General features: G+C 64.2%; 15 protein-coding genes. 10 read left to right on the top strand and 5 right to left on the bottom strand.

What is annotated here, in order from left to right; genetic code table 11:
- The first annotated feature begins 13 nt into the window (after nucleotides 1-13).
- Nucleotides 14-619, top strand: a complete 606-nt coding sequence (locus B552_RS0122335; protein WP_026035939.1) for a TetR/AcrR family transcriptional regulator — start codon at nucleotides 14-16, stop codon at nucleotides 617-619.
- A 101-nt stretch (nucleotides 620-720) separates the two neighbouring features.
- On the opposite strand, the gene B552_RS0122330 is transcribed toward B552_RS0122335, so the two are convergent.
- From B552_RS0122330 to flgA, 5 genes are all read right to left on the bottom strand, one after another.
- Entirely contained in the window at nucleotides 721-2,961 is a 2,241-nt protein-coding gene (locus tag B552_RS0122330) for an NADP-dependent isocitrate dehydrogenase (protein WP_019451284.1), read from the bottom strand.
- 364 nt (nucleotides 2,962-3,325) lie between these two features.
- On the bottom strand, nucleotides 3,326-4,360 hold the full coding sequence (locus tag B552_RS0122325) for an FUSC family protein (RefSeq protein ID WP_019451283.1): 1,035 nt from the start codon (nucleotides 4,358-4,360) through the stop codon (nucleotides 3,326-3,328).
- 119 nt (nucleotides 4,361-4,479) lie between these two features.
- Complete coding sequence (locus tag B552_RS0122320) at nucleotides 4,480-4,944, bottom strand: flagellar protein FlgN (RefSeq protein WP_019451282.1); 465 nt, start codon at nucleotides 4,942-4,944, stop codon at nucleotides 4,480-4,482.
- 7 nt (nucleotides 4,945-4,951) lie between these two features.
- Nucleotides 4,952-5,272 carry a flagellar biosynthesis anti-sigma factor FlgM gene (flgM, locus tag B552_RS0122315; RefSeq protein WP_019451281.1) on the bottom strand — a complete coding sequence of 107 codons (321 nt, stop codon included), beginning with the start codon at nucleotides 5,270-5,272 and terminating at the stop codon, nucleotides 4,952-4,954.
- Between the two features lie 231 nt (nucleotides 5,273-5,503).
- On the bottom strand, nucleotides 5,504-6,265 hold the full coding sequence (flgA, locus tag B552_RS0122310) for a flagellar basal body P-ring formation chaperone FlgA (protein WP_019451280.1): 762 nt from the start codon (nucleotides 6,263-6,265) through the stop codon (nucleotides 5,504-5,506).
- A 292-nt stretch (nucleotides 6,266-6,557) separates the two neighbouring features.
- Between flgA and flgB the strand changes: the two genes are divergently transcribed.
- The 9 genes from flgB to flgJ all read left to right on the top strand — a co-directional run bounded on the left by flgB (nucleotide 6,558) and on the right by flgJ (nucleotide 14,051).
- Nucleotides 6,558-6,962 carry a flagellar basal body rod protein FlgB gene (flgB, locus tag B552_RS0122305; protein WP_019451279.1) on the top strand — a complete coding sequence of 135 codons (405 nt, stop codon included), beginning with the start codon at nucleotides 6,558-6,560 and terminating at the stop codon, nucleotides 6,960-6,962.
- Nucleotides 6,963-6,974: 12 nt separating this feature from the next.
- Nucleotides 6,975-7,382: a flagellar basal body rod protein FlgC gene (gene flgC, locus B552_RS0122300; RefSeq protein ID WP_085958795.1), complete on the top strand. Its 408-nt coding sequence runs from the start codon at nucleotides 6,975-6,977 to the stop codon at nucleotides 7,380-7,382.
- A gap of 41 nt (nucleotides 7,383-7,423) precedes the next feature.
- A complete protein-coding gene (locus B552_RS0122295) occupies nucleotides 7,424-8,092 on the top strand; it encodes a flagellar hook assembly protein FlgD (RefSeq protein ID WP_019451277.1) in 669 nt (222 codons plus the stop codon).
- A gap of 188 nt (nucleotides 8,093-8,280) precedes the next feature.
- On the top strand, nucleotides 8,281-9,519 hold the full coding sequence (flgE, locus tag B552_RS0122290) for a flagellar hook protein FlgE (RefSeq protein WP_019451276.1): 1,239 nt from the start codon (nucleotides 8,281-8,283) through the stop codon (nucleotides 9,517-9,519).
- Between the two features lie 26 nt (nucleotides 9,520-9,545).
- On the top strand, nucleotides 9,546-10,289 hold the full coding sequence (flgF, locus tag B552_RS0122285; protein WP_019451275.1) for a flagellar basal-body rod protein FlgF: 744 nt from the start codon (nucleotides 9,546-9,548) through the stop codon (nucleotides 10,287-10,289).
- Nucleotides 10,290-10,334: 45 nt separating this feature from the next.
- Nucleotides 10,335-11,120 (top strand): flagellar basal-body rod protein FlgG, encoded by a 786-nt coding sequence (gene flgG / locus B552_RS0122280; protein ID WP_019451274.1) that lies wholly within the window; start codon nucleotides 10,335-10,337, stop codon nucleotides 11,118-11,120.
- A 6-nt stretch (nucleotides 11,121-11,126) separates the two neighbouring features.
- Nucleotides 11,127-11,834: a flagellar basal body L-ring protein FlgH gene (flgH, locus tag B552_RS0122275; protein WP_019451273.1), complete on the top strand. Its 708-nt coding sequence runs from the start codon at nucleotides 11,127-11,129 to the stop codon at nucleotides 11,832-11,834.
- 7 nt (nucleotides 11,835-11,841) lie between these two features.
- Nucleotides 11,842-13,032 carry a flagellar basal body P-ring protein FlgI gene (locus B552_RS0122270; protein ID WP_019451272.1) on the top strand — a complete coding sequence of 397 codons (1,191 nt, stop codon included), beginning with the start codon at nucleotides 11,842-11,844 and terminating at the stop codon, nucleotides 13,030-13,032.
- Nucleotides 13,032-14,051, top strand: coding sequence for a flagellar assembly peptidoglycan hydrolase FlgJ (flgJ, locus tag B552_RS0122265; RefSeq protein WP_019451271.1), 1,020 nt, complete (start codon nucleotides 13,032-13,034; stop codon nucleotides 14,049-14,051). The genes B552_RS0122270 and flgJ overlap by 1 nt, the downstream gene beginning before the upstream one ends.
- The last annotated feature ends 110 nt before the right edge of the window (nucleotides 14,052-14,161 follow it).

The raw sequence follows: 14,161 nt of genomic DNA, 5'->3' as shown, positions 1-14,161 counted from the left end.
TGGTAGGTAAAAAGTGACGGCAACCGGCGAACAAACGGCGAGCAGGATCATTGCTGCGGGACGGCAACTCATCATGCGTCGTGGCTATAGCGGGTTTAGCTATGCCGACATCGCCGAGGCCATCGACATTAAAAAGGCGAGCATTCATCACCACTTCCCGGCAAAGACCGATCTCGTGATTGCCGTGTTGAACGAGTGGCGGAACGCGTTTGATGCCGATGTGGCCTCACTCGACGCGAGCGGCGCGAATGCCGTTGCACAGTTGCGTGCCTACATTGGCCATTGGGAACGCTGCATTGCGGACGATACGGCTCCGTTCTGCGTGGCCGGCATGCTTGGCGCCGAACTGCCTTCGCTGCCCGAGGAGGTGGCGCAAGTGGTGAAGACCTTCTTCGACAACCTGACTTCGTGGATCGAGCAGGTGCTCGAATCGGGCGTGAAGAGCGACCTGATCAAGCTCGATTCATCGGTTCGAACCGAGGCAGCGACGCTCGTGTCGCTGGTCTACGGTGCCATGCTTGCCGCGCGGGCTTATGGCAACGTCGCGCTCTTCAAGGATGTCACGGAGGGTGCAGTGGAAAGGCTGGTGAAGCCGCACAAGCGCACGAAATCCAGCTGACCCAACAAAAAAACGCCCCGGAGCACTGCTGCTCCGGGGCGTTTCTCTTTCCAGTGGCCGCCACCCGTGCGGATGACGGCGCAGAGGGGCAGGGGCGACTGTTACTTCACTGCCGCCAGCGCTGCGTTCAGCGTCTTGCTCGGGCGCATCACGGCGGACAGCTTCTCGGCGTCCGGCATGTAGTAGCCGCCGATGTCCACCGGCTTGCCTTGCACGTCACCGAGTTCGCCGATGATGGTCTTCTCGTTTTCCGTCAGCGTCTTGGCCAGCGGCGCGAACACCTTCGCCAGTTCGGCGTCGGCGGTCTGCGCGGCCAGTTCCTGGGCCCAGTACATGGACAGGTAGAACTGGCTGCCGCGGTTGTCGAGCTGGCCGGTCTTCGGCGACGGGCTCTTGGCGTTGTCCAGCAGCTTGCCGGTTGCGGCATCCAGCGTCTTGGCCAGGATCTTGGCGCGCTCGTTGCCGGACTTGATGCCCAGTTCTTCCAGCGACACGGCCAGTGCCAGGAATTCACCAAGCGAGTCCCAGCGCAGGTGGTTTTCTTCCACGAGCTGCTGCACGTGCTTCGGTGCCGAGCCGCCGGCGCCCGTTTCGTACATGCCGCCACCGGCCATCAGCGGCACGATCGACAGCATCTTGGCGCTGGTGCCCAGTTCCATGATCGGGAACAGGTCGGTCAGGTAGTCGCGCAGGATGTTGCCGGTCACCGAGATGGTGTCCAGGCCGCGGATCACGCGCTCCAGCGTGTAACGCATGGCGCGAACCTGCGACATGATCTGGATGTCCAGGCCGTTGGTGTCGTAATCCTTCAGGTACGTTTCCACCTTCTTGATCAGTTCGCCTTCGTGCGGACGGTACGGGTCCAGCCAGAACACGGCCGGCATGCCCGAGTTGCGCGCGCGCGTGACGGCCAGCTTCACCCAGTCGCGGATCGGGGCGTCCTTCACCTGGCACATGCGCCAGATGTCGCCCTGTTCAACCTGCTGCGTCAGCGCGGCCAGCACTTCGCCGGTGGCGTTGTCGACGATGCGGGCTTCGCCGTCTTCGGCGATCTCGAACGTCTTGTCGTGCGAACCGTACTCTTCGGCCTTCTGGGCCATCAGGCCAACGTTCGGCACCGTGCCCATCGTCACCGGGTCAAAGGCGCCGTTGGTCTTGCAGAAGTTGATGATTTCCTGATAGATGCGGGCGAACGTCGATTCGGGGATCAGGCACTTGGTGTCCTTCGTGCGGCCGTCGGCGCCCCACATCTTGCCGCCGATACGGATCATGGCCGGCATCGACGCATCGACGATCACGTCGTTCGGCGCGTGCAGGTTCGAGATGCCCTTGGCCGAATCCACCATCGCCAGTTCCGGGCGATGCTCGTGGCAGGCGTGCATGTCGCGGATGACTTCTTCCTTCTTCGACTCGGGCAGCGCTTCGATCTTGGTGTACAGGTCCACCAGGCCGTTGTTGACGTTCACGCCGAGTTCGTCGAACAGCTTCTGGTGCTTGGCGAATGCGTCCTTGTAGAAGACCTTGACGGCGTGGCCGAACACGATCGGGTGCGACACCTTCATCATCGTCGCCTTCACGTGCAGGCTCAGCATGACGCCGGTCTTGCGCGCGTCTTCCATCTCGTTTTCGTAGAAGGCCAGCAGGGCCTTCTTGCTCATGAACATGCTGTCGATGACCTCGCCGTCCAGCAGCGCAACCTTCGGCTTCAGCACGATGGTCTTGCCGCTCTTGGTCACCAGTTCCATGCGGACTTCACGTGCGCGGTCCAGCGTGATCGACTTTTCGCCGTGGTAGAAGTCGCCGTGCTTCATGTGGGCCACGTGCGTGCGGGAGGCCATGCTCCACTCGCCCATGCTGTGCGGGTGCTTGCGCGCGTAGTTCTTGACGGCGGCCGGTGCGCGGCGGTCCGAGTTGCCTTCGCGCAGTACCGGGTTCACGGCGCTGCCCAGGCACTTCGAATAGCGCTTCTGGATGGCCTTCTCTTCGTCGTTCTTCGGATCTTCCGGGAAGTCGGGGATGTTGTAGCCCTTCGACTGCAGTTCCTTGATCGCGCTGATGAGCTGGAACACCGATGCGCTGATGTTCGGCAGCTTGATGATGTTGGTATCAGGGTCCTGGGTCAGGCGGCCCAGTTCGGCCAGGTTGTCCGGCACCCGTTGTGCCTCGGTCAGGAATTCGGGGAATTCGCCCAGGATACGGCCAGCCACCGAGATGTCGCTGGTTTCGACGTTAACGCCGGCCGGGCCGGTGAACGTGCGGATGATGGGCAGGAAGGCACTGGTTGCCAGCAGCGGAGCTTCGTCGGTTAGGGTGTAAATGATGGTTGGCTGCTGGTTGCTCATCGCTTTTCTCGCATCAGATTCGGGTTGGGAAATGCCTCTTCCGGGTTGCGGTTCGAGGCAAGACTCGAATTTTGCCTGATTTTGCATTGCGAAGGTGTGATCCTTCATGTGAAATTTGTGCAATGTATGCAGTGGCATTCATGCGCGATCCGGCTATCACACCCTCTTCATGCCGGCATTTGCTTTCAAAATCATCGATTTAGCCAAGATTGCCAGCTGGCTGAAATCAGCGATTCTTATATCTTATAGAAGAGTCCCAGTAGCGAAGTCAGGTATATGCGCAATTAAAGTGCTTTTAAAGCCATATTTGTGGCTGCCCCGGTGCACTGGCGCTGTGCATTGCGATTTCGCGGCGCCGGCAGGTTCAGCGCCCGGCGGTGGCGTAGGGAAAACGGAATCGCTCGGTCATCTGCACAAGGTGGTCGCGCAGGTGGCCCACCTCTGCCGACAGATGCTGGGTCAGGAAGGCGTAGGAACTGTGGCCGATCGATGGATCATCGGGATGCGGTTCGGGCAGGGACAGGTTCTCCTGCACCATCGTCTCGTCACCGGCTTCGAGCGCACTGGCCATTTCCAGCAGCAGATCGCGCAGATGAGGTTCTTCGTCCGATGGCTCGGCGGCCTCGGGGTCGATGGCCGCCAGCATTTCCAGCGCACTGATGCAGACCCGCGCGCTGTGCTGCACCTCTTCAAGGTCCGCCACCGGTACGCCGGTTTCCTTGGCGACTGATGGGATCAGGCTGCGCAACTGCACCAGCGATGCGGAAAGCTTCGCCATGTCCTGCTGCCGTTCCTTCACGTCCCGCACACCCCGCGCGATCTTCGCATGCACGGCTGCGCAGGCCCGCAGCATGTTGGCCAGCCTGAAGCGCCACGAGTACGAGGCATAGGTTGGCAGCGCGAACGAGAACACCAGCGCAATCACGGTGCCGATCAGTACGTCAACGGTTCGCCATAGCGCGTCTTCAACATGCTGGTTGCCATGCCCGGCGGTGATCACAACGGTAATGGCCGCCAGCAGTGCGATGTAGCCGCCCTTGCCCACGGCGTGATAGGCGCAGTAGCCGCAGATCACGGCCAGCAGCAGCCAGGTCAGTACGGGAAAGCCGAAGTAGGCTTCCTGGAGGATCAGGATGAGTCCGATCAGCGCGCCAATCAGCGTGCCAGCGCCGCGCTCCGCGGCGCGCCGGCGGATATTGCCGTGATGCTGCAGGCCGCCGATAACGACCAGAACGGTGATGGAGGCCCATTCCCCGTGCGGGACATGGATGCCGGTGGTGAGCGCAATCGAAACCAGCAGGGCCAGTGCCACACGTGTGGCGTGAAAGATGCGGGCCTGCCGGAATCGTCGGTCGGGGTCGAACAGCGCGCTGGTTGTCTTTCGCAGGGCCTCGAACATGGCGATCACCGAAAAGTGAACGCTTCGAGTGTATAGAGCGGGCCCCATGTTCCGCAATGTTTACATTCCGCGGAACGTTTGCCCGGGCGCGTGCCGCGCCCGCATTCGGCAAGCGCGTATCAGCCCGCCGCCAGGCTGACGCTGCCGGTGGCGGCGTGTGCCTTGCCGTTGCGGCCGTACATCTCGTTGGGTGCCGCGCCACCCTGGCGCAGTACCTGAATGGCTTCCTGCGTGAATTCCAGGTGCGCGTTGACGATTGCGCCGTTGAGCTCGTTCGCGTCGCGCGCCTTGTGGGCGAAGAACACCACCTTGCGCCACGCCTCGGCCACGCCCGGTTCCAGCGGGCTGCCGATCAGCAGTCCGCCCGGTCCCAGGCGCAGGTTCAGCGCAATCATCTGCGCCTCGCGCGCGGCGGTGGCGCGTGTCAGCGCCTGAGCCAGTTCCATCTTCTTGCCGATCAATTCGGCCAAAGCCTGGTAGTCCTGTCGCTTGATGGCCTCGCGCTCATCCGCAAGGGCGCGGCCGAAGGCCGCAATGGCGTTGGTTTCAACCGAAAGGGTCTGGATCAGGGCTGCTTGCGTCATTTCAGGTTCAGGATTGGCTGCCGCCCTGGCTCAGCTCATGCAGCGATGCGAGCAGGCCGTCGGCAATCTTGCTGGGATCAATCTGGATCCGGCCCTCCGCAATTGCCTTGCGCACCTCTGCAACCTTGGCGGCGTCGATGTCGCTGTCGCTGTCCTGCAGCAGGCGCGCACCGATCTCGCGAACCTGCGCGGCCAGCGGGCTGACGCGCACGCCGGTCAGGGCGGAGGGATCCGACGACGCGGCGGCACCGCTGGCGGCCGCACGGGCGCCGCCTTCGGATGCCGACGGCTCGGCGGGCCGGGACGAAGTGGAATTGTTGATCTTCACGGTGAAATCCTTGCTGGGTTCCTCTGGCTTATCGGATGCGGCACCAGAAACTTTAGTGAAATCCGGTGTCCCGCAGCCCGATTCGCCGACAGTTCGGCGGCATTCTCGCACGCCCGGCGTTCGCCGGTTGTGACGCCTGCTGCTTCCCTGAATTTCGGGGAGCCCAGCCCGTGTGGCCACTAACTTCTGTTGCGTGTTATCTGTAATGTTTCAGGCACTTCGAGGTGCCATCTACTGCTGCAGCACCACCGTATCGCCGCTGCGCACCAGGCCGCTGACAACCTGCCCGTTACGCAGCCGTACCTGCACCATGTTGCCGATTGCCGCATCGGTCAGGACCTTGCCTTCGCTGGAGAGCTGGAACGAATCGCCCTCCACGGTCACGTTGATGGTCTGGCCCGATTTCACGGCGATTGGCTTCTTGATCAGGTCCGTGCGCATCGGCGATCCGGCGGCAATGCGATTGGCGGACACGGAGCCGTCTACCTGCGACGGATCGGTGACCACCGCGCGCGGCAGCGCGGCCAGGTCGCCCTGGCGCACCTCCAGATCGGCGGCCGTGATGATCTCGCCCGGCCCCAGCGCGCGTGCGGCCACATAGTAATCAGTCAGCACCGACACGCGCGCCTGCATGTAGCGCGTCCACGGGCGATCGCCGCCGCAGCGCAGTCCAACGTTGACGCGGCCATAGAGCGCGGCGCCGGGCGGCAGGAACGGCTCGGGGTCCACGCATTCCGGCGCCCGGCCGCCCGAAGGCGGCGCCACCTGGACGCTGACCTTGCCGGGCAGGCCGCTGGCCTGGCGCAGCAGGAACTGCTCCACGGCCACGCGTGCCGGGTCGTCTGTAAACGGCGATTGCGACGGGGTTTGCGGTGCCTGCGCCGCGCCCGGTGCCGCAACCGGCCTGGCAACGGCGGGCGCGGCCAGTGCGGGCTGGCTCATGGCGAAGCCGGCCAGCGCCACAAGCGCGACGGCCTGGCGATAGAAAGTCATAGCGTCATCCCAGCAAGGATGTAAGGGGAGGGCGCACGGCCCGTGTGCGGTGCGCCACTGTCATTCAGTGGAGCCAATTGTAGGCAGCCTCGCGCGCGGGACCGAAGCGGAAATGCGCGGGTTTCTCGTCCTTATTCAGACGATTGGCGTGACAACCCGGCCCCTAAGATGGCAACCCTGAAGAAGCCTGGCCGGGGGCTCGGGGTACGTATACCCGGGTCTACGGCAGCGCTCTCCCCGAATTGAAGCCCGTTGAGGCCCATTGAAGCCCATAGCAGGAAAGGCAGAGAACATGGACAGACTCGATGCAGCGTTCCGCTTCCAGCAGGAAGCCCTGAGCCTGCGGACCGAACGGCAATCGGTGATTGCCTCGAACATCGCGCATGCCGATACCCCGGGCTACAAGGCCCGCGACATCGACTTCGCCAGCACGCTGGCCAAGTCCGTGGAACGCGGCCAGCGCAGCGCAGGCACGATGCTGTCCACCACGTCCGCACGCCACCTGCAGGGGCAGGCGCCCACGTCCAGCGTCTCTGACCTGGAGTACCGCATTCCGCTGCAGTCGAGCATCGACGGCAACACCGTGGAAATGGATACCGAGCGTGTGGCCTTTGCCGACAACACGGTCCACTACGAAGCCGGCCTCACGGTGATGAGCGCCAAGATCAAGACGATGCTGGCCGCGATCCAGAGCTGACGGAGGATTGCCGTGGGAACGATGAACATTTTCGACGTGGCCGGCTCCGCCATGGCCGCGCAGTCCCAGCGCATGAACGTGACGGCCTCGAACCTGGCCAACGCGGACAGCGCGGTGGCGCCGAACGGCCAGCCGTATCGCGCCAAGCAGGTGATCTTCGAGATGGCGCCCACGCCCGGCCAGAGCGATGTGGGCGGCGTGCAGGTGGCCGGCGTGATGGAAGACACATCGGCGCCGCGCATGGTGCATAACCCGACGCACCCGCTGGCCGATGCCAACGGCTACGTGACGATGCCCAACGTGAACCCGGTGGAAGAGATGGTCAACATGATCTCCGCATCGCGTTCGTACCAGGCAAACGTGGAGGTGCTCAACACCGCCAAGAACATGATGTTAAAGACGCTGACCATCGGTCAGTAACGCCCGATTTTCCGAATCTACAGAACCAGCCGGCATACACCATGACCACCACTTCCTCCGTTGGCACCTCCTCCACCTCGGCGGTGAACCAGGCCCTGCAAGGCGGTTCCGCCAGCGCGTCCGATCTGCAGAACCAGTTCCTGACGATGCTGGTGACGCAGATGAACAACCAGGACCCGCTCAACCCGATGGACAACTCGCAGCTGACCTCGCAACTGGCGCAGATCAGCACCGTGAGCGGCCTGCAGACGATGAACACCACGCTGACCCAGCTGCTGCAGCAAACGGCTGCCAGCCGTGCGATGGATTCGTCCAACCTGATCGGCAAGACCGTGATGGTGCCGGGCGCCGGCGTGAGCGTATCGGGCGGCGTGGCGGGCAAGATCGGCGTGGATATCCCGTCGACCGCCGACAGCGTGACCGTGCAGGTGCTGGACGCCAGCGGCAACGTGGTGCGCAACATCGACATGCAGGGCCAGACCGCCGGCGTGAAGGACATCGCCTGGGACGGCACCGACAATCTCGGCAACGCCGTGCCGGATGGCAACTACAGCTTCAAGGTCTCGGCCACGGCCAACGGCAAGGATGTGAGCCCGGTGTCGCTGGTCTACGGCCAGGTGCAATCGATCAGCGGCGACAGCTCCGGCGTGCTGGTCAACCTGACCAACGGCCAGAGCGCGAACGTCGACGACGTCCGCCGCATCTCCTGAACCTGGAGGCCGTTTCAAAAAGATTCTGGCGTCGTTGCGGGGCCTTGTCGTACTAGTTGTACTGTCTGCGGCCCCGCGCCTAGCCAGAACCGCTTCGCTTCATTTTGAAACAGCCTCATATTCACGTATCACCCGGTCCGGCATACGCGCGGGCATTTCACGAACGATAGCCTACATAGGGGTAAATCATGGGTTTTGGTCAAGGTGTAAGCGGCTTGAACGCTGCGGCGTCCAACCTGGACGTGATCGGCAACAACATCGCCAACGCGAACACGGTTGGCTTCAAGCAATCGACCGCGCAGTTCGCGGACGTGTACGCCGGTTCGATGGTGGGCCTGGGAACGCGCGTGAACGCCGTGGCGCAGTCGTTCACCAACGGCAATATCTCCACGACCGGCAATAACCTGGATGTGGCGATCAGTAACGGCAACGGCTTCTTCCGCATGACCAACACCGACGGTTCGGTGTACTACTCGCGCAACGGCCAGTTCCAGCGCATGGACGACGGCCGCCTGGTCAACGCCTCGGGCCTGCAGGTGACCGGCTATCCGGCTGGCACCACCGCCGGCGGCGTGGCCCCGCAGCCGATCGTCATCAGCAACGCGCAGATGCCGCCGCAGGCCACCAACAACATCAAGGCCCAGTTCCAGCTCGATTCGCGCAGCACCGCGCCGACCACGGCTTTTGTCAGCAACACGCCGCCGACGAACCCGCCGACGCTGCCGACTTCGGCGATGTTCAACTACAGCACGTCGATGACCATCTATGACTCGCTGGGCAACAAGCAGCAGGTCACCGCGTATTTCGCCAAGTCGAGCGCTGCCCCGACCGTGGCAGGCGGCACCGACTGGAACATGTACGTGACCGATGCCGGCGGGAACACGCTGGCTGGCATGCCGGTCACGATGTCGTTCGACAGCAACGGCATGATGCAGTCGACCACGCCGGCCGTACCTATGATCAACCTGCCGGCCGCCAACGGCGCCGCCGCACTGTCGGCCAAGCTGGACATGACCGGCTCGACGCAGTTCGGTGCCGACAACGACCCGAAGAGCATCGTGCAGAACGGCTACACGTCCGGTTCGCTGCTGGGCTTCGCGGTGCAGAGCGACGGCACGATCCTCGGTTCGTTCTCGAACGAGCAGACGAAGTCGCTGGGCCAGATCGCCATGGCCACGTTCGGCAACGTCCAGGGCCTGAAGCCGGAAGGCAACAACGTGTGGTCGGCCACCGGCGCCTCGGGCCAGGAACTGCTGGGCACGGCCGGCGGCTCGATGGGCACGCTGCAATCGGGCGCGGTGGAAGACTCGAACGTGGACCTGTCCGGTCAGCTCGTGAACCTGATCGTTGCGCAGCGCAACTACCAGGCCAACGCGCAGACCATCAAGGCGCAGGACACCATCATGCAGACGCTGGTCAACCTCTGATCGTCAGCACGGACTGAAGCAGAGCCATGGACCGCATGATCTACACCGCCCTGTCGGGCGCCAAGCAGATACTCGACCAGCAGGCCGCGGTATCGAACAACCTGGCCAACGCCTCCACGCCGGCCTTCAAGGCACAGGTCAACCTGTACCGTGCAGTGCCGGTGGTGGGGCAGGAGACGCAGACACGCGCCTTCACGCTGGCCTCGACGCCGGGCGCCGACATGAAGGCCGGGCCGCTGACCTACACGGGCCGCAATCTCGATGTGGCGCTGCAGGGCAACGGCTGGCTGGCGGTGCAGATGCCGGATGGCTCGGAGGCCTATACCCGCGCGGGTTCGATGCAGGTGTCGGCCGATGGCCAGCTCCAGACATCGCTGGGCCTGCCGGTGCTCGGCGATGGCGGCCCGATCGCGGTGCCGCCCGGTTCCACCGTCACGATCGGCACGGACGGCACCGTCGTGGCCCGTGGTCCCGGCGAAGCCGCGAACGGCCTGGCCCAGGTTGGCAAGCTGCGCGTCGTCACGCCGCCGCCAGAAGGACTCGCGCGCGGTGACGATGGCTACTTCCGCCTGCGTCCCGGCGTGGCCCCGCTGCAGCAGGACCCCAATGTGCGCGTGATTGCCGGCGCGCTCGAAGGCAGCAACGTCAACCCGGTCGAGTCCATGGTGGACATGATCGCCAATGCGCGCCGCTTCGAGATGCAGATGAAGATGATCACCGGCGCCGACAGCAACGACCAGCGAGCCAACGCGCTGCTTTCCAACAACTGAAGCGCGCGGCCCTGAAACGCTCGCAGAAAAAAAACTAGGAACACCATGATCCGCTCTCTCTGGATTGCAAAGACCGGCCTCGATGCGCAGCAGACGCAGATGGACGTGATCTCGAACAACCTGGCCAACGTGTCCACCACGGGCTTCAAGCGCAGCCGCGCGGTGTTCGAGGAACTGATGTACCAGACGGTCCGCCAGCCGGGCGCCTTGTCGTCGGACCAGACCGTGCTGCCGTCGGGCATGCAGATCGGTACCGGCGTGCGCCCCGTGGCCACCGAACGCATCCACACGCAAGGCAACCCGACGCAGACCGGCAACGCTCGTGATGTGGCCATCATCGGCAACGGCTTCTTCCAGGTGACGATGCCGGACGGCACCACCTCCTACACGCGTGACGGCTCGTTCCAGGTGGATCAGAACGGCCAGCTAGTGACGTCGAGCGGCTTCGTGATCAACCCGGCCATCACGCTGCCGGCCAACTACACCTCGGTGAACATCGCGCGCGACGGTACCGTGACCGTGATGCAGCCGGGCTCGACCAACGCCGCAACGGTCGGCCAGCTCCAGCTCGCCACGTTCCCGAACCCGGCCGGCCTGGAAAGCATGGGCGAGAACCTGTACGTGCAGACGGACGCCTCGGGCGCGCCGAACACCACCGTGCCGGGCCTGAACGGTGCGGGCACGCTGCAGAACAACTACGTCGAATCGTCGAACGTGAACGTGGTGGAGGAACTGGTCAGCATGATCCAGACCCAGCGCGCCTACGAGATCAACAGCAAGGCGGTGCAGACGTCCGACCAGATGTTGCAGCGCCTGACCCAGATGAGCTAAACGGTAATGATGATGGCCGCCACGCAGTATCGCATCGGTGCAATCGTCCTCTACGCCATCGTCGGCCTGGCCGCGCTGGCGAGCGGCGGCTGCGCGATGATGCCCAAGGAGCCGCTCGTGCAGTTGCCCACCACGGCGCGCGCCGAAGCGCGCCCGATGAGCGCACCGACGGGTTCGATCTTTGCGTCCTCATACGCAGCGGGCAATCCGCTGTTCGAGGATCGGCGGCCGCGCAACGTTGGCGACATCCTGACCATCGTGATCACGGAAAACGTCAACGCGAGCAAGAATTCGGCCTCCAACGCCAACCGCACCGGCAACAGCACGCTGACGTTCAATGCGGTGCCGCGTGCGCTGAGCGGGCTGTTCAGCTCCGCCTCGAATGCGGATATCGGCGGAACCAACACGCTGAAAGCCGGTGGCGGTTCGTCGGCGGCCAATACGTTCAACGGCACCATCACCGTGACGGTGCTTGAGGTGCTGCCAAACGGCAACCTCGTGGTGTCCGGCGAGAAGCAGATGGCCATCAACCAGGGCGCGGAATTCATCCGCTTCTCGGGCGTGGTCAATCCGCGCACGATTACTGGCGACAACGGCGTGCTGTCTACCCAGGTGGCGGATGCGCGTATCGAATACACCGCCAAGGGGTATATCGACGAAGCACAGAACATGGGCTGGCTGCAGCGCTTCTTCCTCAATGTCTTACCGTTCTGATTCCGCCATGTTTTTGCCTTCGATGCCTTTCCACAAGCCAGGCTCGCATTTGGGCACCCCGCCCGGCCTTACTTCCCGCTCAGGTCGCGCGGCTTCTTTTGCCTGCCTGCTGTTCGGGCTCTTTGTGAGCCTGAGCCTGGCGTTTGGTAGCGCGCATGCGGAACGCCTGAAGAACCTGGCGACGTTCCAGGGCGTCCGTGACAACCCGCTGGTCGGTTACGGCCTGGTCGTGGGCCTGGACAACACCGGCGACCAGACGATGCAGACGCCGTTCACGACGCAGAGCTTGCAGAACATGCTGTCGCAGCTGGGCATCACGCTGCCCGCCGGCAAGAACATGCAGCTCAAGAACGTGGCCGCCGTGATGGTTACCGCCGCGCTGCCCGCCTTCGCACAGCCGGGCAGCCAGCTCGACGTGGTGGTTTCGTCGATGGGTAATGCCAAGAGCCTGCGCGGCGGCACGCTGCTGATGACGCCGCTCAAGGGTATCGACGGTCAGGTCTACGCGGTCGCGCAGGGCAACATGCTGGTGGGCGGCGCGGGTGCGTCGGCCAACGGCAGCAAGGTGCAGATCAACCAGCTCGCCGTGGGCCGTATTGCCAATGGCGCCATCGTCGAGCGTGCCGTGCCGTCCTTCCAGCCCGAAGGCGGTTTCACGAACCTCGAACTGAAGGACACCGACTTCGGCACCGTCGAGCGCGTGGTGGAGGCGATCAACCGCCATATGGGCCCGGGCACCGCCGCGGCGATGGATGGCCGCGTGGTGCAGGTACGCACGCCGCAGGCGCCGTCCGCACGTGTGGGTTTCATGGCTCGCATCGAGAACCTCGACGTGACGCCGGCCAAGGCAGCGGCCAAGGTCATCCTGAATGCACGCACCGGCTCGATCGTGATGAACCAGGCGGTCACCGTGGAAGACTGTGCCATCGCGCACGGCAACCTTTCGGTCGTCATCAACACGCAGCCGGTCATCAGCCAGCCGGCACCGTTCAGCCAGGGCCAGACCGTGGTGGCGCCGGTGTCGCAGATCGACCTGAAGCAGAGCGGCGGTTCGCTGCAGATCGTGAAGGCGGGTGCGTCGCTGGCGGCAGTGGTGAAGGGCCTGAACGCCCTGGGCGCCACGCCGGCAGACCTGCAGACGATCCTCGAAGCCATGCGTGCCGCAGGCGCGCTGCGCGCCGAGCTGGAGATCATCTGATGACGACGTCCACGCTCTCCGGGCAAGGCGATATCTCGCAGCGCTTTGCGCTCGACACCCAGGGGTTCGAGGCGCTCAAGAACCAGGCGCGCGCCGGTGGGTCTGGTTCGCTGCAGGCGGCGGCCAAGCAGTTCGAAGCCGTGTTCACGCAGATGGTGCTCAAGAGCATGCGCGACGCGACGCCTTCGGACGGCATCTTCGACAACGAGCAGACCAAGCTCTACATGTCGATGATGGACCAGCAGCTTTCACAGCAGCTTTCGTCGCGCGGCATCGGCCTGGCCGATGTCATGGTTCGCCAGCTTGCGCGCGCCACGGGCCAGCCGGTGCCGGCCAACATGGCGGCAGCGGGCGGCGTGACGGCCGCGAGCATCCATGATGCGGAGATGGCCGGCCTGCTCGACGGGCGCGGCGCCACCGACGCCGACGGCCCTGCGCTGCCGATCGGCACGACATTGCCCGGTGCGGCATGGAATCCGACGGCAGGCGTGCGCCAGTACCAGAACCAGGTGGACTGGCAGGGCAATGGCCAGTCCCAACTGGGTCAGCTTCCGGACGACACGCCCGAACACATCAGCAACTTCGTGAACCGCATGGCCGGGCCGGCAATGGCCGCGTCGCGCGCTTCCGGCGTGCCGGCCAAGCTGATCGTCGGCCAGGCCGCGCTCGAATCGGGCTGGGGCCGCCGCGAGATCCTGAATGCCGACGGCTCCACCACGTTCAACGTATTCGGCATCAAGGCCGGCGCGAACTGGAAGGGGCCGACGACGGAGGTGCTGACCACCGAATATGTCGATGGCCAACCGCAGAAGGTGCGCGCCCGCTTCCGCGCCTACGGTTCCTACGAGGAGGCGTGCAACGACTACGCACGCCTGCTAACCACCAACCCGCGCTACGCGGGCGTGGTGGCCGCGAACAACGCCGACGAGGCCGCCCACGGCTTGCAACGCGCCGGGTACGCCACCGATCCGGCCTACGGCGAGAAGCTCGTCCGGATCATGAAGAAGGTTTCGACCTGAGGCGCAGGGACGCAGGGAGGGTTGGTTGGCTCCCCTCTCCCGCCATGCGGGAGAGGGGCAGGGGGAGAGGGCAGGCGCATCAAGACGCGACTGTGGTGGTCTAATTTCCT

It is taken from the genome of Cupriavidus sp. BIS7 (assembly GCF_000292345.1).
In the GTDB taxonomy this organism is placed as follows: Bacteria; Pseudomonadota; Gammaproteobacteria; order Burkholderiales; family Burkholderiaceae; genus Cupriavidus.
Note: the sequence above shows the minus strand (reverse complement) of the source record. Positions and strands in the feature narration are given on the sequence as shown.

Coding starts and splice junctions, on each gene's coding strand:
- B552_RS0122330 (WP_019451284.1), bottom strand. CDS start 2,961: ATGAGCAACCAGCAGCCAACCATCATTTACACCCTAACCGACGAAGCT.
- B552_RS0122325 (WP_019451283.1), bottom strand. CDS start 4,360: ATGTTCGAGGCCCTGCGAAAGACAACCAGCGCGCTGTTCGACCCCGAC.
- B552_RS0122320 (WP_019451282.1), bottom strand. CDS start 4,944: ATGACGCAAGCAGCCCTGATCCAGACCCTTTCGGTTGAAACCAACGCC.
- flgA (WP_019451280.1), bottom strand. CDS start 6,265: ATGACTTTCTATCGCCAGGCCGTCGCGCTTGTGGCGCTGGCCGGCTTC.
- flgB (WP_019451279.1), top strand. CDS start 6,558: ATGGACAGACTCGATGCAGCGTTCCGCTTCCAGCAGGAAGCCCTGAGC.
- B552_RS0122295 (WP_019451277.1), top strand. CDS start 7,424: ATGACCACCACTTCCTCCGTTGGCACCTCCTCCACCTCGGCGGTGAAC.
- flgE (WP_019451276.1), top strand. CDS start 8,281: ATGGGTTTTGGTCAAGGTGTAAGCGGCTTGAACGCTGCGGCGTCCAAC.
- flgF (WP_019451275.1), top strand. CDS start 9,546: ATGGACCGCATGATCTACACCGCCCTGTCGGGCGCCAAGCAGATACTC.
- flgG (WP_019451274.1), top strand. CDS start 10,335: ATGATCCGCTCTCTCTGGATTGCAAAGACCGGCCTCGATGCGCAGCAG.
- flgH (WP_019451273.1), top strand. CDS start 11,127: ATGATGATGGCCGCCACGCAGTATCGCATCGGTGCAATCGTCCTCTAC.
- B552_RS0122270 (WP_019451272.1), top strand. CDS start 11,842: ATGTTTTTGCCTTCGATGCCTTTCCACAAGCCAGGCTCGCATTTGGGC.
- flgJ (WP_019451271.1), top strand. CDS start 13,032: ATGACGACGTCCACGCTCTCCGGGCAAGGCGATATCTCGCAGCGCTTT.